This window comes from Thermomonas carbonis (genome assembly GCF_014396975.1).
In the GTDB taxonomy this organism is placed as follows: domain Bacteria; phylum Pseudomonadota; class Gammaproteobacteria; order Xanthomonadales; family Xanthomonadaceae; genus Thermomonas; species Thermomonas carbonis.
In genome coordinates this window covers 3,285,967-3,307,856 of the sequence record NZ_CP060719.1, presented here as the reverse complement: position 1 = coordinate 3,307,856, position 21,890 = coordinate 3,285,967, and the positions used below count along the sequence as shown (strand labels likewise).

The following is a 21,890-nucleotide window of genomic DNA, read 5'->3' as shown; positions in this document are numbered from 1 at the left end:
TGCCACACGCTAAAATCCCGGCGTGACCATCCGCCAACTTCCCGACACCCTCATCAACCAGATCGCTGCGGGCGAAGTCGTGGAACGGCCCGCGTCCGTGGTCAAGGAACTGGTCGAAAACGCGCTGGATGCCGGCGCCCGCCGCATCGACATCGACCTGGAGGATGGCGGCATCCGCCTGATCCGTATCCGCGACGACGGCGGCGGCATCGATGCCTCCGAATTGCCGCTGGCGGTGCAGCGCCACGCGACCAGCAAGATAGCCAGCATCGACGACCTTGAGTCGGTCGCCACGCTCGGCTTCCGTGGCGAGGCGCTGCCGTCGGTGGCGTCGGTGAGCCGCTTCCGGCTGACCTCGCGGCGCAGCGGCAGCGAGCACGGCGCGTTGCTGCAGGTCGATGGCGGCAAGGTCGGCGAGGTAACGCCGCATGCGCATCCACCTGGCACCACGGTGGAAGTACGTGACCTGTTCTACAACGTGCCGGCGCGGCGCAAGTTCCTGCGTGCCGAACGCACCGAGTTGTCGCATATCGAGGAGTGGTTGCGCACGCTGGCGCTGGCGCGTCCCGATGTGGAATTGCGGGTGGCCCACAACGGCAAGCCCTCGCGGCGCTGGAAGGGCGAAGCGCAGCTGCAGGAAGGCACGATGCTCAGCGACGTGCGTCTGCACGAAGCGCTCGGCGAGGACTTCACCCGCAACGCCCTGCGCGTGGACCATGACGGTGCCGGCATGCGCCTGCACGGCTGGATCGCGCAACCGGCCTACAACCGCGCCAGCAGCGACCAGCAATACCTGTACGTCAACGGCCGCAGCGTGCGCGACCGCAATGTCTCGCACGCGATCCGCCAGGCCTATGCCGACGTGCTGTTCCATGGCCGGCACCCGGCCTATGTGCTGTTCCTCGAACTCGATCCGCGCGGCGTGGACGTGAACGTGCATCCGGCCAAGCACGAAGTGCGTTTCCGCGAATCGCGGCTGGTCCACGACTTCGTCTATCGCACCTTGCACCAGGCACTGGCGGAAACCCGTGCAGGCGCGACCGCCATGCCGATGCAGGCAACACAGGCATCGCAGGCATGGTCGATGCCGGTGCCGCAGCAATCGTCGATCGGTTTGCGTGTGGCGGATGCGCCCAGCGCGTATGCCGCGTTGTATGCGCCGCGCGATGCCGCCACGCTTCCGGATTCGCCGGAATCACCCGCGGCATTCGCCGCGATGGCGATGCCCGACGACGCGCCCGGCGGCCTGCCACCACTCGGTTTCGCAATCGCGCAGTTGCACGGCATCTACATCCTGGCCGAGAACGCCGACGGCCTGGTCGTGGTCGACATGCATGCCGCGCACGAACGCATCGGCTACGAAAAACTCAAGACTGCGCACGATGGCGCCGGCCTGCGCACCCAGCCGTTGCTGGTGCCTTCGAGCATCGCGGTATCCGAGCGCGAAGCCGATGTCGCCGAGCGCGAAGCGGACACGCTCGCGCAACTCGGGTTCGAGGTGCAGCGCAGCGGCCCGCAGTCGCTGCTGTTGCGCAGCGTGCCTGCACTGCTTGCGCATGGCGATGTCGAAGCGTTGCTGCGCGACGTGCTCACCGACTTGCGCGAACACGGCAGCACCCGGCGCGTCGCCGAGACCCGCGACGAGTTGCTGTCGACGATGGCCTGCCATGGCGCGGTGCGCGCCAATCGCCGACTGACCGTGCATGAAATGAATGGCCTGCTGCGCGAGATGGAAGCGACCGAGCGCTCCGGGCAATGCAATCACGGCCGTCCCACCTGGACGCGTTTCGGACTGGCGGAGATGGATCGATGGTTCCTGCGCGGACGATGACATTCGCCGGCATCGCGCTGGCCTGCTTACTGGTGATGGCAGGCTGCGAGCGCGCGCCACCGCCGCAGGCCACGCCTGACGAGGCGGCGAAATTGCAGGCGGCGCTCAAGCACTACGCGCACGAGCAGTTCATGTGGCGCGGACGGCGGATCCTCGACCTCAATCGTGCGGATGGCTGGGCCAGCCTCATCGGGATGCATTGGCTGGATCCCGGTGCGCACCGCGTCGGCAGCGATGTCGACAACGGCATCCGCATAGCGATGGGTCCGGAGCACCTGGGCGTGTTCACCGTCCGCGACGGCAAGGCGAGTTTCGTCGCCGACACGTCGGTGACCGTCGATGGCAAGCCCAGTCGCGGCAGCGCCCTGCGCAGCGACAAGGACGCAGCCGGACCGAGCGTGATCGCCTTCGACGAGGGCAAGGGATTGGTCACCGTGATCGAACGCGGTGGTCGGCTGGCCCTGCGGGTCAAGCACGCCGATGCCCCGAGCCGCGTACATTTCGCCGGCCTGGAGTATTGGCCGGGTGGCCGTGACTGGCAGGTGCCGGCGCGTTTCATCGCGCATCCGGCCGGCAAGACCCTGCCGATCGCCAACATCATCGGCACCATCGACGACATCCCGAATCCCGGCGCGCTCGAATTCCAGCACGGCGGCAAGAGCTGGCGGCTGGAAGCGCTGGACCAGGGCGAAGCCACCCTGTTCCTGGTGTTCGCCGATCGCACCAGCGGCCATGGCAGCTACGGTGCGGGCCGCTTCATCGATGTGCCGAAACCCGACGCGCAGGGCCGCCTGGTGATCGACTTCAACCAGGCCTACAACCCGCCGTGCGCGTTTACCCCGTTCGCCACCTGTCCGCTGCCGCCGCCGGAAAACCGCTTGGATCTGGCGGTGGCGGCGGGCGAGAAGACCTACGCAAAACCCGACGTACCCCCCATTCAATCTCCGAAGGATTCCCCGTGACCCCACGATTGCTCACCCTGGCGCTGGTCGCCGCGTTCGCGTTGCCCGTCCACGCCGACCAGAGCACCAAGCCGGCGGCGTCGCCCGTCGCCAGCGCGCCGGCAGCCAAGGTGACCGGGCGGCCGCTGCTGTGGAAGGTGTCCGATGCCGACAACGACGTCTATCTGCTCGGCTCGTTCCATTTGTTGAAGAGCGACGACTACCCGATGCCGGCGGAGATCGACCGCGCCTTCGACGATGCCGAGTCGCTGTTGTTCGAGATCGATCCGCGCGAGATGACCGCGCCGGAAACGGTGGCGACCATGCAGAAGTACATGGCCTACGAAGACGGTCAGAGCCTGAGCAAGGTGCTGCCGAAGGCGACCCTGGAACGGCTCGGCACGCTGGTCTCCGCCAGCGGCGGCTCGGTGCAGGCGCTCGAGCAGAGCGAGCCGTGGGCGGTGAGCTTGGGCCTGGTCCTTGGCGTGAGCCAGGCGATGGGCCTGAAGGCTGATCTCGGCCTGGATCGCCACCTGATGGATCGCGCGGCCAAGGCCGGCAAGCCTGCTGGCGGGCTGGAAACCGTCGATGCCCAGATGAAGGCGATGGACTCGGTGCCCTACGCCGAGCAGGCGCAGGGCCTGGACGAATTCCTGGTCGACCCGAAAAAGGCCGTCCAGCAACTGCAGGACATGCATGCGTGGTGGCGTACCGGCGATGTCGAGCAGCTGGACACGGGCATGCGCGCGGACATGGCCCGCAAGTCGCCGCAGTCCTACAAGCTGCTGGACGTGGATCGCAACAATGCGTGGCTGCCGCAGATCGAGAAGCGCCTGACCGGCTCGACCTCCGACGACACCCTCGTGGTGGTCGGCACGCTGCACCTGCTCGGCAGCGACGGCCTGGTCGAGAAACTGCAGGCGAAGGGCTACAAGGTCGAGCGGGTGTGCGATTCCTGCGAGGCTGCGGCCACGGAATAGCGATTGCTGGCGGCCATCCATGGCGCGGCATCTCGGCTTGCGTCGAACCCGGCCCGGCCTTCCATGGCCGGGCGTTCGCTGGACGCAGCAGTTGCCGATAGGGCAACTGCTAGGCGCGTTCGCTCACCATCACGATGCAATCCACCGGACACGCCGGCACGCACAGCGCGCAGCCGGTGCACAACGGATCGATCACCACGTGCATGGATTTCGATGCGCCGACGATCGCATCGACCGGGCAGGCCTGGATGCACCTGGTGCAGCCGATGCAGTCGGCTTCCACCACCACTGCCACGCGAGGCGGCAGGTGCTCGCCTCGACTGCGGTCATAAGGTTTCGCCGCCACGTCCAACAACCTTGCCAGTGCCCGCGCGCCGGCGTCGCCGCCAGGCGGACAATGGTCGACGTCGGCCTCGCCATCCGCCATCGCTTCGGCATACGGCCGGCAGCCGTCGTAGCCGCACTGTCCGCATTGGGTCTGCGGCAACAGGCGATCGAGGCGCTCGACCAGCGGGGGCGTGGATTGGGGCATGGCTGCGACTGTAACGCTCAGGCGATGCGCTGGCCGCGCCACCAGCGTTCCTGTGCCAGCGCCAGCATCGGTGTGTCCTCGCTGCTGTCGCCATAGGCATGCACCCGATCGAAGCTGGCGAGGTCATAGTGCCTACGGATGTCGGCGGCCTTGTGCGCGCCGCGATCGCCATCGAGATAGCGACCGGTCAAGCGACCATCCGCCGCTTCCAGCCGGTTGCAGATCAATTCCAGTCCATGCGCGTCGCACCATGGCTGCAGGTAGGCATCCAGTGAACCGGAGACAATCACCACCGTGTCGCCGCGCGCCTGGTGCCAGCCGATCCGTCCCATCATCGCGGGCCGCAGCGCGCCCGGCAGCATGTCGCGCGCATGTTGCTCGCCGGCGGCTTCGATCTCCGCGGCGTCGCGCCCGGCGAACGTGAGCCGGGTGACGCGCGTGCGCAGCGCCGCGGCGGAAACCAAACCCGACTTGTAGCCGAGCAGCCATGGGCCAACGGTCCATTTCGCGGCGGACAATTGCGCCGGCGTAGCGACGCGGCGCAGGAAGCGCGAATAGGTGTCGCAGGTGGTGACGGTGTGGTCGAAATCGACCAGCGCCAGATCCATCAGCGGACCGGCATGCCTGGTTGCGCGCCTGCATCGGCATCCAGCAGCGCCAGCGCGCCGCCGTCGAAGCCGGCCGACAGGATCATCCCTTCGCTCATGCCGAAGCGCATCTTGCGCGGGGCGAGGTTGGCGATGAACACCACGTTGCGGCCGATCAGTGTTTCCGGTTCGTCATAACTGGCACGGATCCCAGAGAAGATCTGCCGCTGGCCGAGGTCGCCGGCATCCAGCAGGAAGCGCAGCAGCTTGTCGCTGCCTTCCACGAAGCCGCACTCCAGCACCTTGCCGATGCGCAGGTCGAGCTTTGCGAAATCTTCCATGGCGATGACGCCGGTATCCGCCCGGGAACCGGCATCCGCTCGTGGTGAGCCTGTCGAACCATGGACGGATTGCGTCGCATCCGCCTTCATCGCCTCGGCCGGTTTCGCGATGGCTGCCGCAGGTGCAGTAGCGAGTGTGTCTTTCGATGCTTCGGTCATGGCGTCGATGTGCTTGGGGTCGATTCGGGTGAACAGCGGAGCGTATGCGTTCGCGAGCGTGCGTCCCGCGAGCGGGCTGCGCGTGCCCGGCACGAGGGTGGTGCCGAGGTAGTGCTCGATCTTGCCTGTGGTCGCGGGCAGGATCGGCTTGAGTGCGCCGGCGATGTCGGCGAATGCCTGCAATGCGGTGGTCAGCACCAGGTGCAGGTCGTCGCGACGCGCGGGATCCTTGGCCAGCGCCCACGGCGCGGTGCGTGCGACGTATTCGTTGGCCAGGTCGGCCACGGCCATCGCATTGCGGGCGACCGCGGCGAAGTTGTCCTGCTCGTACAGCGTGGGCACGCTGTCCAGCGTGGCCGCGATATTCGCAAGGAGCGCCTGCGACTCGTCGGCCCAACCTGCGGTGATCGCGGTGTTCGCAGACTCGAGTGCGCCAAGCGTGTTGCCGAAATGCGTCTCCAGCAGCTTCGCGCAACGGCTGGCCAGGTTGACGAACTTGCCGACCAGGTCGCTGTTCACCCGCGCGACGAAATCGCCCAAGTTCAAGTCGAGGTCGTCGACGCCGCCTGAGGTCTTGCAGGCGAAGTAGTAGCGCAGCGCGTCCGGCTCCAGGCCAACATCGAGGTAGGTGCGCGCCATGATGAAGGTGCCGCGCGACTTCGACATCTTCGCGCCGTCCACGGTCAGGTAGCCGTTGACGTGCAATCGCGTGGGCGCGCGAAAGCCGACGCCTTCCAGCACCGCCGGCCAGAACAGGCCGTGGAAATTGACGATGTCCTTGCCGATGAAGTGGTGCAGTTCGGCGTCGCTGCCTTTTTCGAGGAATGCATCGAAGTCGGCGCCGTTGGTCGCGCACAGGGTCTTGAAGCTGGACAGATAGCCGATCGGCGCATCAAGCCAGACATAGAAGTACTTGCCCGGCTGGCCGGGGATCTGGAAGCCGAAATAGGGCGCGTCGCGGGAAATGTCCCAGGCGCGCAGGCCGCCTTCGGCATCCAGCCACTCCATCAGCTTGGCCTTGACGCCGGCCAACGCGACATCGCCGGCAAGCCACTCGCGCAGGAAGGACTGGAAACGGCCGACCTCGAAGAAGAAATGCTCCGAGTCGCGCATTTCCGGGTGGCCCCGGACAGCACCGATTTCGGTTCCTTGAGATCGGTCGGTGCGTAGGTCGCGCCGCACACTTCGCAGTTGTCGCCGTACTGGTCGGGCGTGCCGCAGTTCGGGCAGATGCCCTTGATGTAGCGGTCGGGCAGGAACATGCCCTTGGCCGGATCGTAGAACTGGGCCACGCTGCGCCGGCCGATGTGGCCGCCTGCTTCGAGTCGCGCGTAGAACCGTTCGGTCAGTTCGCGGTTGGCGGCCGAGTTGGTCGAGTCGTAGTGGTCGAACACCACGCCGAAGTCGGCGAAGTCGCGTTCGTGGCCGGCCTGGATGCCGGCGATGAAGTCTTCCGGCGTCTTCCCGGCCTTTTCCGCGGCCAGCATGATCGGCGTGCCGTGGGTGTCGTCGGCGCAGACGTAGTGCACCGTGTCGCCGTGCATGCGCCGCGCTCGCACCCAGATGTCGGCCTGGATGTAGCCGACCAGATGGCCCAGGTGCAGCGGGCCGTTGGCGTAGGGCAGGGCGTTGGTGACAAGCGCGGAACGAGGCATGGAGGCGGGCGCTGCAAAGGGGGCGCGATTATCGCATGCCACAAAAAAGCCCCGGCGATGCGGGGCTTCTGCATGGAATCGATACGCGCGCTTATTCGCGCACCCACACCTGTTGCCGGCACACGAAGGCGATGCAACCCGACATGCCGAGCTTCCTGCCGCCCTCCAGCAATTCGAGCTTCGCCTTGTAGTCCTTGCCGTTCTCGGGATCGAGGACGCGTCCGCCACTCCAGCGACCCTCGCCATCCGAGCGCAGGCCCCACAGGATCACCAATCCATTGATCGGCTTGTCGTGACTCGCACCCTTGCACTCGGTGCAGGCGGGATTGGGACCGTCCTTCAGATCGAGGATCTCGACCACCTTGCCGGCGAGACGTCCGTCCTTCGCCGCATACACCTCGACCACGGATTTCGCCTTGCCGGTGACGTCGTCGATGGTCTTCCAGCGGCCGACTGCGGATGCCGGCGATTGCGCATGCGCCGCTCCGGCCGCCAGCAGGAGAGTGGACAGGGCGATCATCGGAAAGCGCATGCGACAGGCTCCGGAATGCATGAGGGAAGTCGGATGTCTGCAAATGGAAACGGCCCGCAAGCGGGCCGTTCCAGGATCGAAAGCAGGAGGCTCAGTTGGCCCGCACCCAGGTCGCGGTGCGGCAGATGATGGACACGCAGCCCTTCACTTCCAGCTTCTTGCCGCCGTCGGTGAGCGTGACCGACTTGGCCTTGAACTCGCGGTCTTCGGACGGCTTGTAACCGCTGCCACCGCCCCAGGTGCCGTCCTTGTTGGCCTTCAGGTTCCAAAGGGTCACCATGCCGACCATCGGCTTGCCCTTGTGCGGCCCGCTGCAGTCCGTGCAAGTCGCAGGCAGACCCAGGTTCTCCACGATCTTCGCCGCCAGGGTGCCGTTCTTGGCTTCATAGACCTCGGTAATCGTCATCGCGTTGCCGGTCTTGTCGTCCAGCGTTTTCCACTTGCCGATCGGCGAGGCGGGGTTCTGGGCCGAGGCGGAAAACGCGAGCGAGGCAAGCAGGCCGGCGAGAATGAGTTTGCGCATGGTGATTCCCTCCCAGGGAGATGGCGGGGCGCGGGGCCCTTGGTGGCGAGTGGCGCATTTATATCGCATTCGATGCCGTATGGAGGCTGAAGATGCGGGTCGATCCCGCGAATATCGACTAGCGCGGCTCGCGCGGATCGGCCGGCGAGAGCGGACGATTCAGTTCGTCCAGTTTTTCGGGTTCGCCGACGACGACTTTGCCATCCTTGATGTCTTTCCAGAAAGCATCATGCCAAGCGCGGTATTCCTTCGGATCCCAGAATTTCGGGTTGTAGAACTGGGAGGCGTCCATGCTGCCGTAGCCAGGGACGATGATCTGAACATTGCTGGTCATCGAACCCACGCGACTCCCGGTGATCTTGTTGCGCTCTCGTCGCAGGGCCCTTGCCAGGCGTGGTTCGGCGGCGTCGTCGCCGTATTCGCCGAACAGATCTTCGGCGAGGTTTCGGGCCCGCTGGCGTTCAGCCGGAGTGAGCGCGTTCCAGTAGCCGTTGCGGGTGCTCACGAAGCGCGGATAACCCCGTTCTGCGGCCAAGTCCATCCAGACCAGGGCCATGACGCGATCAGCACCAATGCCGACGCCCGACCACAGCATCTCGCCGACGATCGCCTGCGAGGCCTTGTCGCCATAGTAGGCCGCTTTGCGAAATCGCTCGATGGCGGTGGAGAAGTCCCGCTTCTGGTAGGCATCCAATCCCTGAGAGCGATAGAGGAGGTCCGGATGCCCCTCGAGGAAGCCGCCGGCCAGCATGGTGTCATTGTTGCTGGGATCCACCTGTGGCTGCGCCTCGACGTGCGCAGTCAGGCCGAAAAGCAATGCGACGATCGCGAACAATCGGGTAGTGCTTGCCGTTTGCATTGAAGTGGGCTCGAAAGGGAAAGCGATGACAGCAGGATAGGCGGAGTGACACGTCTTCAGTACACCCGAAAGTCAGGGCAACAACAAAAAGAGCCCGGCTTGCGCCGGGCTCTTCGGGACACCAATCAACCAACGGTCAGAACTTGATGTCGAGCTTGGTGAAGAACGACCGGCCCAGCAGGTCGTACTGGGTCGCGAACGCCGGGACGTTGCCGTAGCGAGTCGCGGCACCCGTGGACACGGTTGGCGGCGACGAGTCCAGCAGGTTGCGAATGCCGAACAAGAGAGACCACTTCGGCTGGTTGTAGCGTATGGAAACGTTGTGGTACAGGCGGCTCTCCGCCCAGATGTCGCGCTGCGCGTTGGCGAACCCGAGGTAGGTGAACGTGGGATTTAGGTCGAGGTTGCGCGTTGCGCCGACGTAGTCCATCCCCCACGTGTAGGTCCAGTCGCTGCGCTTCAACTGTGCATTGAGGTTGCCGACAAGTTTCGGATTGCCGATGTAGCCGACGTTGTTGGAGCGCACGTAGCCGTTGCCGAGCGGGTCTTCGAACAGCAGGTTGACGTCTTCCATCGTGTAGGTCAGCTGGGTCTCGACAGAGAGCTTGCCGAACGAATAGTCATCATCCCAGCGCACGAGCAGGTCGTAGCCGCGGACCTTCTGGAGGTTGACGTTGATGTAGGTGGCGAACACATCGGTGATCGCGTGCGCCTGAGGGCCCGTGCCTGGATTGCGCACGAAGTTGTTGCAGAAATTATTGGGGAACACCGGGGCACCGTAACAGCCGCCGAGGATGGTGGCTGACGTCAGGGTTGCGATCTGGTCGTTCACTTCATAGTCGAAGTAATCGAACGCCACGCTGATCGGTGCCCAGGACGGGGTCAGGATGGTGCCGACCGTGAAGGCCCTGGAGGTTTCCGGATTCAGGAACCCGGAGCCGCCGCCGGTCGTCACCGTCGCCGAGGGAGCACCGGCCGCCGCGTAATCGTCGGGGATGCCTTCGGCCGCGCAGTTGGCACGGATGAAATCATTCGTGCTTTCGCCCCAGTTGATGCACGGGTCGATCGCGATCTGCCCCACGAAACCTGTCAGGTTGCCCAGATAGAGCTCATACAGGCCTGGCGCGCGATAGGAAGTACCCTTGGTGGCGCGCAGGCGCACGGCCGAATTGATCTGCCAGCTCAGGCCCATCTTCCAGACGTAATCCGAATCGTCGACAGACGCGTAGTCGAATGCGCGTGCCGAGACATTGGCTGTCAACGCCTCGACGAACGGCAGGCCCTTCAGGAGGGGCACTTCCAGTTCGGTGAAGATTTCCTTCACGTTGTCGCGGCCTTTGGTGACCTGCGCCGAACTCTGGCCCCATGCGCGGCCAGCGCGCTCGAACTCGCTCGGCTGGTCGTCGATGCCGAAGTTGCGGTATTCGACGCCAAACGCCGCGCCCAGCGCACCTGCCGGCAGATCGAACAGCTCGCCAGTCGCCACCGCGTTGAACAGTACCTGGTCATACACCGTATTGCCCGTGTGCCACACACCGAGCGCATCCTCCAGCTCATTCATGCACTGGCCGTTCATGATGCACGGCTTGAAGTAGTCAACCGGTGCGGTGCCGCTGTTGGCAAGGGTCAGGTCGCCGCTCTTGGCGCGGTCGATGGCGAACACGCTGTAGTCGCCGTCGGATCGCGTGTAAGAGAGATTGGTGCTCCAGGCCCAGGAGTCGGTCCAGCTGAACAAGCCGTCCAAGCCGGTACGCAGGTACATGTAGTCCACGGTGACGTCCTGGTCGGACGAGAACGGCATGATCACCTGACCGTAGCCTGAGGGCACCGGGGCTTCAACGACCGGGAAGAACTGACGCAAGCCGTGGGTCCGTGTATTGCGCCGGTTGTAGAGGCCTTCCGCAGTGAAGTTGACGTCGCCGAAGGAGAAATCGGCGTTGGCGTAGAGGCTGGCGCGCTCCTGCCGGTTGATCAGGTGGGCATCGCCGACGAAGTCGAAGTTCAACTGGTCTTCATAGTACGCCCCGCCATTGAGGTAGGTGCGGGTGGTGCGCGGCCGCGGCTTGTAGCCCGGCAGGGCGCCGATGGTGCTGCCGTCCTGAGTGGGAACCAGGCGATAAGCCGGGTCGAAGTAATCGATGACCGTATTGGCGTAAAGGTTGTTGCAGCCTTCGAGGTCAGTGCCTGCGGTGATCGAACGATCCTCGCGGTCGATGCGGTTGCCGCTGCTGTCCGTGATCAGATCCTCGGCGCAACGCAGATAGTCACGATCGCCAAGTCGCAGCGGTTCCTGGATGTAATACTCGCCCGCGACGGCGATGTTGCCGTTACTGAAGTTCCAGCCGTTGGCGAGCGAGATGCTGACGGTTTCGGCATCGCCTTTCTGTGGAATGCGACCGGTAATGCTGAATTCGAGACCGTCGAAGTTCTTGCGGGTGATCAGATTGACCACGCCGGCGACGGCATCCGAGCCGTAGATCGACGAAGATCCATCCTTCACGATTTCCGCGCGCTGCAGGATCGACTGCGGGATGACGTTCAAGTCGAATGCCAGGACTTGGCCACGCGTGCCGGCCGGACCTGGACGCTGCCCGTTCAACAGCACGGCGGTGCGCTGGGGACCCAAGCCCCGCAGCGAGATCGATTGCACGCCGGTACCGCCTTCGATCACGAAGCCGGCAAACTGGTTGCTGATCTGCGTGGAGCCAGCTGCGACGCTGGATTTTTGCAGGAACTCTGCAGTATTGATCTGGCCAACATCGGCACTGATGTCCGCGGTGAGCACCTGCACTGGCGAGGTAGTGTCGTATTCAAGACGCCTCAGCAGCGAACCGGTCACCGTGATCTTTTCCAGCTCCTTCGGCTGATCCTGCTTCGCTTCCTCCTGCTGCGCTTGCGCGGGTGCATCCTGCGCCATGACGCTGGTGCCATACAGGCAGCTCAGCATCGCAATGCAGAGCGGCAGCTTTCGGAACGCGGTCTTCTTCTCGGTCTTGCTCATCCAGTACTCCCCTTGGTGATACCTGAGCCTCTTTTCAGGCATTTGTTTCAGAATCGTTAAGGAGTATAGGCGGCGTTCAGTTTCCGTTGCAACCCGTTTAGAGTGAATGCGCGCACTTGCCGTCAAGTGGCAAAGGTAGCGAGGTCGCCATGCGACCTCGCTGGTGAATTCAGAGTCCGCCCGGGCCGCAGTCCTTGCGAAGGAACTCTTCGATCAGCCCCAAGGTTTGCTCTTGGTGGCGCGGGTACCAAGGCATGCTGTGCGGCATGTCCGCGATCAGCTCGAACTTTGCCGGCACGTTGCCCTTGATCGCATCGAAGAAACCCTTGGCATGGAATGCCGGCGTGCGCACGTCGCGATCGCCGACATACAGCAGGACCGGGATCCCGGCCTTCGCGGTGTTCTGCATTGGATCCATGCCCTTCACCGTATTGCCCTGGAGGATGCGCTGCAGGCGGTTGTCGCTCCAGCTCATGCCGATCTTGGCAAGATCGGTCACGGGCGCGCCTGATATGGCGCACTGGTAGGGACTGTTCGGCCGAACGGCAGCCGCGGCAGCAGCGAAGCCACCATAGGAGTAGCCGAAGATCGCGAGGCGTTGGGGATCGGCGATGCCTTGCTTGACGAGCCAGGCAGCACCGTCATCCTTGTCATCCTGCATGCTCTGGCCCCATTGGGCATCGCCGGCCAGCCACAGTTTGCGGCCCAGTCCATTCGAGCCACGGTACTGCGGACGAAGGACAGCATAGCCGCGGGAGGTCAGGAACGGCACCCAGCCGCTGCCATCCCATCCGGCGTAATCCCGCGCCCAGGGGCCACCGTGGGGATGGATGATGGTCGGCAATGGGCCGTCGCCCTGTTTCCACCCTGCAGGCAGGTCGAGGATTGCCGGGATTTCCAGCCCGTCGCGGGCCGGGTAGGTGACCCAGCGTTGTTCTCCGATTTGCTTGCCGTCGATCCAGGGACGTTGGCTGCCCAATGTCACGATGCGCTTCTTGTCTATGAGCACGTGATAAGACGGAGCCGCCTGCGCGCTCTCGGTCGAGAACAGGACACGACTCATGTCATCGTTGTAGCCATCCAAGCTGACCGTCTGGCCGGGAAATGCCTTTTGCAGGGTGGCATTGATGCCCTGCACCCTTGGCTCGACATAGGTCGTTTCAATATCGGGGCCACCGATGGCGTAGCCGAGGACCTTGTTGAAATTGCTGGGTTGCGTCCCGAGAATCAGGCGCGCGATCGAATACTTCGGATGCGAGAGCAGAGGTTCACTCTCGTATTTCATTTCCAATGGATCGTACATCCACGCCTGCACGCGGTCGGACCATTGGTCGGTCAGAATGTAGAACTTGCCGCTGGTCTCGTCGATACCGACGATGTCGACCGTGTTGCGGCCACTGAGCTTCGTGGTCAGTTGAGCGTGCTCCTCAAACTCACCCGTTTTCGCGTTGCGGATCAGGATGCGCTGCTCATATTCGCCGGAGCCGATCGGCTCAAGTTGGGTACGAGTCAGCAGTTCGCCATCGCGTGGATTGAAAAGACCGGGCGTGGAGCGTCCTCCGGACTTGAACAACATTTTTGTTGCGCCAGTACGAAGGTTGTAGAGATAGTAGTTCCCGCTGAGCGACACGCCGCTGATCTGGTTGATGATCACATTGTCGGGATCGAGCGGCAGGCGATTGACGAGAGACGCGGTGCCGGCGATTTCGAGGCAGCGCTGAATGTCTTCGCTCACTCCGAGTTTCCGGGTGTTGTCCGCGAATGCTTCCTCGAATTTCTTTTGCGTCGTATCGGTAAGGTAGGCCTTGGAAACGAAGGTCTTCGTTGCACCAGAGGTTTTGCCTTCCCCGCATCCGCCCAGTTGACCAGTCCATTCCTGACGCCCGATTACGAGGACTCGATCTGCCTTCATCGCACTTGCACCGATGAATTTCATTCGATCGCCAGACGGGGTGATTTTCGAACCCGCGTCCAGGTTATCCAGGTTCCAGACGGCCAAGCCGGTTTCCTGGTTGTTGGAGCCAGGGAGGGCCACAATGGCGACGAGGTTCTTGCCGTCTGAACTCATCGAGACCGATTGAATATCCGGCACGCGGGCGAGCGATTCGATTGCGATGGGCTCACCCGACTGGGCGGCGGCGCTTGCAAGCAACAGGCCGGCGGCCAGTCGGGTTTTTGCAGGATGGATCGTCATTGCGGAACTCCCCATATAACTTTGACGTTTCGAGCTTGCAAGCTTACCAGCGTGTGCTCCCGGCCGGCCGTTAGAATCGGCATCCCGAGCCTACAGCTGACCCCCATGCCCCGCCTCTCCGCCCATACCGTTCAAGGCGACCTCAAGCCGCTGCCCCACGTCCGCAACATCATCGCCGTGGGGTCCGGCAAGGGCGGGGTGGGTAAGTCCACCACCGCGGTGAATCTGGCGCTGGCACTGGCCGCGGAAGGACTGGCAGTGGGGTTGCTGGATGCCGACGTCTACGGCCCCAGCGTCCCGATGATGCTCGGCCTGTCGGGTCGTCCCGACAGCCCGGACGGCAAGGCGATCGAGCCGATGCGGGCGCACGGGATCGAGGCGATGTCGATCGGCCTGTTGGTCGACCAGGACACGCCGATGATCTGGCGCGGGCCGATGGCGACCTCCGCACTCACCCAGTTGCTCACCGACACGCGGTGGGGCGATCTCGATGTGCTGGTGGTGGATCTGCCGCCGGGCACCGGCGACATCCAGCTGACGATGGCCCAGAAGATCCCGGTGGCGGGTGCGGTGATCGTGACAACGCCGCAGGACATCGCCACCCTGGACGCGCGCAAGGCCTTGAAGATGTTCGAGAAACTCGACATCGCCGTGCTCGGTCTGGTCGAGAACATGGCCGTGCATGTCTGCAGCAATTGCGGGCATGCCGAGCACATCTTCGGGGAGGGCGGGGCCGGGCGCATGTCGACCCAATACGCGGTTCCGGTGCTGGGCTCGCTGCCGCTGGAGATCGGCATCCGCGCGCAGGGCGATGCGGGCACGCCGATCATGGCGGCGCAGCCGGATTCGTCTGCCGCGCTGGCCTATCGCGGCATCGCCAAGGCCTTGCTGGCGCAACTGGATGCCAGGCCGAAGCTGCGTAGCGGGATCATGGCCTCGCTGCTCGGCGGTTGAGCCACGTTGCAAGGCATCGCTCCGTCGGGATGACGCGCCCCGGGTGCGCTGCGCTTGCCCGGGCTACAATCCCGGCCCTTCAAGCGCCTGAAATCGGAAAGCGATGAGCATCAAGAGCGACCGCTGGATTCGCCGCATGGCCCGCGAGCACGGCATGCTGGAGCCGTTCGAGGCCGGCCAAGTCAAGCAGGTCGATGGCAACCGCATCGTCAGCTACGGCACCTCCAGCTACGGCTACGACGTGCGCTGCTCGCGCGAGTTCAAGATATTCACCAACATCAACTCGACGATCGTCGATCCGAAGAACTTCGACCCCAAGAGTTTCGTTGACGTGGTCGCCGACGAATGCATCATCCCGCCGAACTCGTTCGCGCTGGCGCGCACGGTCGAGTACTTCCGCATCCCGCGCGACACGCTGGTCGTTTGCCTGGGCAAGAGCACCTACGCGCGCTGCGGGATCATCGTGAATGTCACCCCGCTGGAGCCCGAGTGGGAAGGCCACGTGACCCTGGAATTCAGCAACACCACGCCGCTGCCGGCGCGCATCTACGCCAACGAAGGCGTGGCGCAGATGCTGTTCTTCCAGGCCGATGCCGACGACGTCTGCGAAACCAGTTACAAGGATCGCGGCGGCAAGTACCAGGGCCAGACCGGCGTTACCTTGCCGAAGACCTGAGCTTCAGCGCGCCAGCGCCCCGCGCAATGCATTGACCCGTTCGATCAGTTGTTCCGGCGCGTACGGCCGCGCGGTCGCGTTGCCCCAGACCGGGCGCGGCCAGGCGATGTCGTCGGTGTAGCGCGCGATCACGTGCACATGCAGTTGCGGCACCAGGTTGCCGAGCGCGGCGACGTTGAGCTTGTGCGGCTTGAACAATGCCTTCAGCGCGCGCGATGCGGCATCGATGTCCGCTGTGAGTTGGCTGCGCTGGGCGCCGTCCAGGTCGATGATCTCGACCATGTCGGCCACCCGCGGCACCAGTACCAGCCACGGGTGGTTGGCATCGTCCATCAGGCGGACTTCGCAGAGCGGCAGTTCGATGACCGGCGCGGTGTCGTCGGCGAGTTGCGGGTGCAGGTGCCAGTGGTTCATGCGTTGTTCTCCGGCATGGAGAGGGTGGCCGATCCCGGGCCGTATAATTCCGCAATTCGCCCGGTAGCCCAGTATGTCCCTCCAGCAACCAAAAGTCGGCTTCGTGAGCCTCGGCTGTCCCAAGGCCTTGGTGGACTCGGAACGCATCCTCACCCAGCTGCGGGTCGAGGGCTACGACCTGGTGCAGGCCTATGACGATGCCGATGTGGTGGTGGTCAACACCTGCGGCTTCATCGACAGCGCGGTGGCCGAGTCGCTGGATGCGATCGGCGAGGCGATGGCGGAGAACGGCAAGGTCATCGTCACCGGCTGCCTGGGCAAGCGCGCGGAGATCATCCGCGAGGCACATCCCGGCGTGCTGTCGATCAGCGGCCCGCAGGACTACGCCAGCGTGATGGATGCGGTGCATACGGCGCTGCCGCCGCGCCACGATCCCTTCGTCAACCTGTTGCCGGACTACGGCCTGAAGCTCACGCCGAAGCACTACGCGTACCTGAAGATTTCCGAAGGCTGCAACCACCGTTGCAGCTTCTGCATCATCCCGTCGATGCGCGGCGACCTTGTGTCGCGCCCGGTCGATGACGTGCTCCGCGAGGCCGAAAAACTCGTGCGCGGCGGCGTGCGCGAACTGCTGGTGGTGTCGCAGGACACGTCGGCTTATGGCGTCGACGTGAAATACGCCGAGCGCAGCTGGCGGGACAAGACCTACCAGACCCGGATGAAGGCGCTATGCGAAGGCCTCTCGGAACTCGACGCGTGGACGCGCCTGCACTACGTGTATCCGTACCCGCACGTCGACGACATCATCCCGTTGATGGCGGATGGCAAGATTCTTCCGTACCTCGATATCCCGTTCCAGCACGCCAGCACGCGTGTATTGAAACTGATGAAGCGGCCCGGCGCGGTCGACAAGACCCTGGAGCGTATCCAGCGCTGGCGCGCGATCTGCCCGGAGCTGACGATCCGCAGCACCTTCATCGTCGGCTTCCCCGGCGAGACCGAGGCGGAGTTCGAGGAACTGCTGGATTTCCTCGACGAGGCGCAGCTCGACCGCGTCGGTGCGTTCGCTTATTCGCCGGTCGATGGCGCGAAGGCGAACGACTTGCCGGACCCGGTCGATGAAGACGTCAAGCAGGAACGGTTGGCGCGCTTCATGGAGCGCCAGGCCGCGATCAGCGAAGCACGCCTTGCGGCCAAGGTCGGGACGGTGCAGCGAGTGCTTGTGGATGCGATCGATGGCGAACTCGCCATCGCGCGTTCGATGGCCGATGCGCCGGAAATCGATGGCCTGGTGCAGGTGCAGGACGGCCGCGAGGCTGGCCTGGTGCCCGGCGAGTTCACCCGCGTGCGGATCATGGGCAGCGACGAGCACGACCTCTACGGCGAAGTCGAATACGACGACTGAGCCTCAGTCGATGTAGCGGATCCCCACGATCGCATAGTGGACGATGCCACCCGGCAGCGTGGCATCGAATTCGTCGTCCACGCGCTTCTTCAGCATCGCCCGCGCCAGTGGCGCATCGATGCTGATCCAGCCTTGCCGTGCATCGGTCTCGTCGGGGCCGACGATGCGATACAGCACGCGTTCGCCATCGTCGATGTTTTCCAGGGTCACTTCCGCGCCGAAGAACACCGCATCACGATCCGAGGGCGCGGCATCGACCACGCGCAATGCCTCCAGGCGCTTGCTCAGGTAGCGCACGCGACGGTCGATCTCGCCGAGCTGCTTCTTGCGATAGGTGTATTCCGCGTTCTCGGAGCGGTCGCCTTCGGCCGCGGCAGCAGCCAGGGCCTTGACGACCTCCGGCCGGCGCACGCGCCAGAGATCGTCCAGTTCCGCCTTCAGCCGGTCATGCCCCTCGCGGGTGATCAGCGCGGTGCTGCCGGCTGCCGGCGGACGCCAACGCCCCATCGCTTACTTGCGCTTGAGGCGGTATTCGATCGTGCCGGCGATCGGCTTGCCCTGCTGGTCCAGCGCCAGCAGTTCGGTCGGTGAGGCGATGGTGAACGCGCGGTCGTACTCGTCCTTCTCCTCCGGGTCGAGCTGGATCGCCTTGCCGTCGCCGCGCACCGACCACGAGCCCTTGGACAGGAAGCTGCTCTTGTCCGCGTCCTGGTAGGTCTCGCTGAGCGTGTAGGAGCCTTCCGGAGTGAACGCGATAGTGGTGTCGATGCCCGCGCAGTCCGCGCACGGCAGCATGCCGGCGTAGGTGCCGGCGAAGGCCTTGATGTCGAAGTCCTTGGCATCGCCCGCGGGCGAACTGTGGTCGACCACGTCGGTCACGGCATCGGTGACGGCGGCCGCGGGTGCTACGGGCGCGGACGCGGCTTCTGCCGCTTCGTCGGGCTTGCAGCCGGTGGTGGCGGCAAGGGTCGCGGCGAGAGCGATGGTCAGGAGCTTGCGATGCATGGGAAACCTCATTGCTGAAGATGTTCGGGTGGATGTCGAAGTCGGCGGGGCGTCAGCGCTTGCCGCCGAAAATGCTGCCCAGGATGCCGCGCACGATCTGGTTGCCTAGCTTGCTGCCGATCGTGCGGGTGGTCTGCTTGGCCATGGTTTCGATCATGCCCTGCCGGCGCTTGGTGCCGAACACCGCGTCCTTGACCGCGCCGCCGAAACCGCCGCCCTCGGCATCGTCCTCTTCGCGGGTCCTGGCCGGCGGTGCTTCCGCCTGCGTCACCTTCGCTTCGGCTTTCTTCGCCAGCAATTCGGCGGCGGATTCGCGGTCGATCGCGGTGTCGTACTTCATGCCCACCGGGCTGCCGGCGCGCACCTGCGCACGTTCGGCGTCGGTGATCGCGCCCATCCGGCAGCGCGGCGGCGCGATCAGGGTCTTTTCCACCGGCATCGGGATGCCCTTGTCCTGCAGGGTCGAGACCAATGCCTCGCCGACCCCGAGCTGGCCGATGGTCTTGGCCACGTCCAGGTCCGGATTGGTGACGAAGGTCTCGGCGGCGGTCTTGACGGCTTTCTGGTCGCGCGGAGTGAACGCGCGCAGCGCATGCTGGAAACGGTTGCCCATCTGGCCGAGGATTTCATCGGGCACGTCGTCCGGGAACTGCGAGCAGAAATACACGCCCACGCCCTTGGAACGGATCAGCCGCACCACTTGTTCGATGCGCTGGCGGAGCGCGGCCGGTGCGTCATCGAACAACAGATGCGCTTCGTCGAACACGAACACCAGCCTGGGTTTGTCGAGGTCGCCGACCTCGGGCAGGGTCTCGAACAATTCCGACAGCAGCCACAGCAGGAAGCTGGAATACAGTTTCGGCTTGAGGATCAGCTGGTCGGCGGCGAGGATGCCGATGACGCCGCGGCCATCGGTGGTGGTGCGCATCAAGTCGGCCAGTTCCAGCGCGGGCTCGCCGAAGAACATGTCCGCGCCTTCCTGCTCCAGCCGCAGCAGCGAGCGCTGGATCGCGCCGATCGACGGCGCGCTGACCAGCCCGTACGAGGTGCTGATGTCCTTGCGCTCCTCGGCGACCAGGCCGAGCAGGGCGCGCAGGTCGTCGAGGTCGAGCAGCAGCAGGCCACGGTCATCGGCCAGCTTGAACAGGATGTCGAGCACGCCGGACTGGGTGTCATTGAGCTCCAGGATCCGCGCGAGCAGGGTCGGGCCGATTTCGCTGACCGTGGTCCGCACCGGATGGCCGCGCTTGCCCCACAGGTCCCAGAACACGACGGGCGCCGCTTCGTTGCGGTAATCGGCGATGCCCATCAGGTCGATGCGCTGCTGCAGCTTCTCGCTGGCGGTGCCAGCCATCGCCAGCCCCGCCACGTCGCCCTTCACGTCGGCCAGGAACACCGGCACGCCGATCCTGCTGAAGCCTTCGGCCAGCGTCATCAGGGTCACCGTCTTGCCGGTGCCGGTGGCACCGGCCACCAGGCCGTGGCGATTGCCGTACTTGGGCAACAGGACCACATCGCCGCTGGTTTCGGTGGTGATCGCCTTGCCTACGAAGATCGGATCCATGCCTGTTCCTGTGGGGTGTTCCCGTGGAGGTGCGTACCGCTCGAAGGTGAATGCGGCGCAGGGCGATTCTATGCGATGCCGGTCGCCTTCCCGTGACCTGCGGCAGGTTGCCCCGGCGCTCGCGCGGCGGCTACCCTGCGGTTTCCCCACGCGAGATGCCCATTGCTGATGCTCGTTCGTCCATTGCCTGCGCTTGCCGCTTTCTTCATCGCCCTGCTTGCAGCCACTTCCACGCCCGTCGCACACGCGCAATCCAAGCGCGACCTGGCTGCCGCGGCGACCTTGCAGCAGCGCATGGACGCCGCCGAGAAGCGTTATCGCGATGCGCTGCTGGCCGAGGATGAGGAGACCGATGGCACCGTTCCCGGTGCTGCGCTGACCGAGATGCAGGCCGTGGTCGCAGCCTGCGCGAAGCAGAAGGGCTGCGAATTGCCGAAGATGCTGGCCACCTACGAGCGCCTGCTCAAGGCCACGCCGCAGGACGGCGAGGGCGATCCGGGCAGCGAAGACGAGGACCCGATCGACGAGGCCGACCTGGCCACCGACTACGTGCCGGGAAGCGCCGATGCGGCTGCGCTGTTGAGCGAGGAAGGCCAGCGCTTCGTGCGCATGGTCCAGTTCAATCCGGCGGTGCAGGCCGGCATCCGCCGCTGGCTGACCGACATGCGCCCGTCGCTGATGGACAGCTACGAGAACTACCGCTACATGCAGCACCTGATGTCGCCGGCGTTCAAGCGCAATGGCTTGCCGGAGGCACTGCTGTTCGGGATCCTGGCCAAGGAATCCAACGGCAAGGTGCACGTGGGGTCGCGCGCGGGCGCGATCGGCCCGTTGCAGTTCATGCCGGCCACCGGTCGCCGCTTCGGCCTGGGCAACGATGGCACTGGCTTCGATACGCGTTATGACGCCGCCGCTTCGGCAGATGCCGCAGCCCAGTACCTCGTCGAGCGCATGGCGCAGCTGGACAACAGCATCGAGCTGTCGCTGGCCGGCTACAACGGTGGCGAGGGCCGTGCCTTGCGCGTCTACCGCGGCAGTGGCGGCCGCAGTTTCTGGGACGCCGATGTCTACAGCCAGTTCCCGGCAGAGACCAAGGACTACGTGCCGATGGTGGTTGCTGCGGCGTGGCTGTTCCTGCACCCGAAGGAATACGGCATTCGCTGGCCGAAGGTGAACTCGCGGCCGGCGGTGATCCGCCTGCAGCAGCCGGCCTCGATCTACGAACTCACCATCTGCCTGGGCAACTACGGCTCGCGCGACGGCTACATGCGTGCCCTGCGCAACCTCAACCCGCGCTGGAGCGCCGACAGCACCATGCCTGTCGGCACCACGCTCAATGCCACCACCCGCATCGCCTCGCTGTACAACCGCTACTGCACCCGCGGCCAGCGCCTGCAACTGGCCGAGCAACTGGTGGCCAGCAACGTGCAATCCGCGCTGGTGCGGATTGGCCCGATGACCAGCGCGAGCGGTGAAGCCAGCGCCGGTGCCGATGCCTCCGGCGCAGCGCCCACCCAATTCGCGCCGCCGGCCAAGCCGAAGCCGCAACCGGCGAAACCGAAGACCCACAAGGTGAAGCGCGGCGAGACCCTGTCGGCCATCGTCCGCAGGTTCGATTGCGATCTGGGCGACCTGGCCAAGTCGAACAAGCTGAAGGCACCGAAGTACGCGATCCGGCCGGGGCAGAGCCTGACGCTGGCGGGCTGCAAGGGGTGAGGCTGTGTTGCCGTCATCCCG

At 64.8% G+C, this 21,890-nt stretch carries 18 protein-coding genes and 1 pseudogene; 7 read left to right on the top strand and 12 right to left on the bottom strand.

The window, feature by feature from the left end; translation table 11 throughout:
- Nucleotides 1-22 precede the first annotated feature (22 nt).
- From mutL to H9L16_RS15280, 3 genes are read left to right on the top strand one after another with little or no spacing between them, the layout of a single operon-like run.
- Nucleotides 23-1,831, top strand: coding sequence for a DNA mismatch repair endonuclease MutL (gene mutL / locus H9L16_RS15290; RefSeq protein ID WP_187552493.1), 1,809 nt, complete (start codon nucleotides 23-25; stop codon nucleotides 1,829-1,831).
- A complete protein-coding gene (locus H9L16_RS15285) occupies nucleotides 1,810-2,793 on the top strand; it encodes a DUF1684 domain-containing protein (RefSeq protein WP_425507205.1) in 984 nt (327 codons plus the stop codon). The genes mutL and H9L16_RS15285 overlap by 22 nt, the downstream gene beginning before the upstream one ends.
- The gene (locus H9L16_RS15280; RefSeq protein ID WP_187552492.1) at nucleotides 2,790-3,752 is read left to right on the top strand and encodes a TraB/GumN family protein; all 963 of its coding nucleotides are present in this window, start codon (nucleotides 2,790-2,792) and stop codon (nucleotides 3,750-3,752) included. The genes H9L16_RS15285 and H9L16_RS15280 overlap by 4 nt, the downstream gene beginning before the upstream one ends.
- A gap of 109 nt (nucleotides 3,753-3,861) precedes the next feature.
- On the opposite strand, the gene rnfB is transcribed toward H9L16_RS15280, so the two are convergent.
- From rnfB to H9L16_RS15240, 8 genes and pseudogenes are all read right to left on the bottom strand, one after another.
- Nucleotides 3,862-4,284: an Rnf electron transport complex subunit RnfB gene (gene rnfB / locus H9L16_RS15275; protein WP_187552491.1), complete on the bottom strand. Its 423-nt coding sequence runs from the start codon at nucleotides 4,282-4,284 to the stop codon at nucleotides 3,862-3,864.
- Between the two features lie 17 nt (nucleotides 4,285-4,301).
- Nucleotides 4,302-4,892 (bottom strand): HAD family hydrolase, encoded by a 591-nt coding sequence (locus tag H9L16_RS15270; protein WP_187552490.1) that lies wholly within the window; start codon nucleotides 4,890-4,892, stop codon nucleotides 4,302-4,304.
- Nucleotides 4,892-7,026, bottom strand: a pseudogene (gene metG, locus H9L16_RS15265) (methionine--tRNA ligase). The gene H9L16_RS15270 and the pseudogene metG overlap by 1 nt, the downstream one beginning before the upstream one ends.
- Before the next feature lie 91 nt (nucleotides 7,027-7,117).
- Complete coding sequence (locus tag H9L16_RS15260) at nucleotides 7,118-7,558, bottom strand: DUF2147 domain-containing protein (RefSeq protein WP_187552489.1); 441 nt, start codon at nucleotides 7,556-7,558, stop codon at nucleotides 7,118-7,120.
- 91 nt (nucleotides 7,559-7,649) lie between these two features.
- Entirely contained in the window at nucleotides 7,650-8,081 is a 432-nt protein-coding gene (locus H9L16_RS15255) for a DUF2147 domain-containing protein (RefSeq protein WP_187552488.1), read from the bottom strand.
- A 118-nt stretch (nucleotides 8,082-8,199) separates the two neighbouring features.
- Entirely contained in the window at nucleotides 8,200-8,916 is a 717-nt protein-coding gene (locus H9L16_RS15250; protein ID WP_187552487.1) for a sel1 repeat family protein, read from the bottom strand.
- 160 nt (nucleotides 8,917-9,076) lie between these two features.
- Nucleotides 9,077-12,067 (bottom strand): TonB-dependent receptor domain-containing protein, encoded by a 2,991-nt coding sequence (locus H9L16_RS15245; RefSeq protein ID WP_229796483.1) that lies wholly within the window; start codon nucleotides 12,065-12,067, stop codon nucleotides 9,077-9,079.
- A gap of 43 nt (nucleotides 12,068-12,110) precedes the next feature.
- Complete coding sequence (locus H9L16_RS15240) at nucleotides 12,111-14,135, bottom strand: alpha/beta hydrolase family protein (protein WP_187552486.1); 2,025 nt, start codon at nucleotides 14,133-14,135, stop codon at nucleotides 12,111-12,113.
- 96 nt (nucleotides 14,136-14,231) lie between these two features.
- On the opposite strand from H9L16_RS15240, the gene apbC reads away from it, so the two are divergent.
- Entirely contained in the window at nucleotides 14,232-15,089 is an 858-nt protein-coding gene (gene apbC, locus H9L16_RS15235; protein WP_187554225.1) for an iron-sulfur cluster carrier protein ApbC, read from the top strand.
- Between the two features lie 103 nt (nucleotides 15,090-15,192).
- Nucleotides 15,193-15,765 carry a dCTP deaminase gene (dcd, locus tag H9L16_RS15230; protein WP_187552485.1) on the top strand — a complete coding sequence of 191 codons (573 nt, stop codon included), beginning with the start codon at nucleotides 15,193-15,195 and terminating at the stop codon, nucleotides 15,763-15,765.
- A 3-nt stretch (nucleotides 15,766-15,768) separates the two neighbouring features.
- Here dcd and H9L16_RS15225 read toward each other — a convergent pair whose 3' ends face one another.
- Complete coding sequence (locus H9L16_RS15225) at nucleotides 15,769-16,179, bottom strand: HIT domain-containing protein (protein ID WP_187552484.1); 411 nt, start codon at nucleotides 16,177-16,179, stop codon at nucleotides 15,769-15,771.
- Between the two features lie 73 nt (nucleotides 16,180-16,252).
- Here H9L16_RS15225 and rimO point away from each other — a divergent pair, with 73 nt between their 5' ends.
- The gene (rimO, locus tag H9L16_RS15220; protein WP_187552483.1) at nucleotides 16,253-17,584 is read left to right on the top strand and encodes a 30S ribosomal protein S12 methylthiotransferase RimO; all 1,332 of its coding nucleotides are present in this window, start codon (nucleotides 16,253-16,255) and stop codon (nucleotides 17,582-17,584) included.
- A gap of 3 nt (nucleotides 17,585-17,587) precedes the next feature.
- Here the strand turns inward: rimO and greB are convergent, their stop codons facing one another.
- Genes greB through H9L16_RS15205 form a run of 3 tightly spaced genes read right to left on the bottom strand, consistent with a single transcriptional unit; the run spans nucleotide 17,588 to nucleotide 20,153 of the window.
- Entirely contained in the window at nucleotides 17,588-18,091 is a 504-nt protein-coding gene (gene greB / locus H9L16_RS15215) for a transcription elongation factor GreB (protein ID WP_187552482.1), read from the bottom strand.
- 3 nt (nucleotides 18,092-18,094) lie between these two features.
- On the bottom strand, nucleotides 18,095-18,589 hold the full coding sequence (locus tag H9L16_RS15210) for a copper resistance protein NlpE (RefSeq protein ID WP_187552481.1): 495 nt from the start codon (nucleotides 18,587-18,589) through the stop codon (nucleotides 18,095-18,097).
- A 52-nt stretch (nucleotides 18,590-18,641) separates the two neighbouring features.
- The gene (locus tag H9L16_RS15205) at nucleotides 18,642-20,153 is read right to left on the bottom strand and encodes a helicase HerA-like domain-containing protein (protein ID WP_187552480.1); all 1,512 of its coding nucleotides are present in this window, start codon (nucleotides 20,151-20,153) and stop codon (nucleotides 18,642-18,644) included.
- Nucleotides 20,154-20,321: 168 nt separating this feature from the next.
- Here H9L16_RS15205 and H9L16_RS15200 point away from each other — a divergent pair, with 168 nt between their 5' ends.
- Nucleotides 20,322-21,869, top strand: a complete 1,548-nt coding sequence (locus tag H9L16_RS15200; RefSeq protein ID WP_187552479.1) for a transglycosylase SLT domain-containing protein — start codon at nucleotides 20,322-20,324, stop codon at nucleotides 21,867-21,869.
- Nucleotides 21,870-21,890 lie beyond the last annotated feature (21 nt).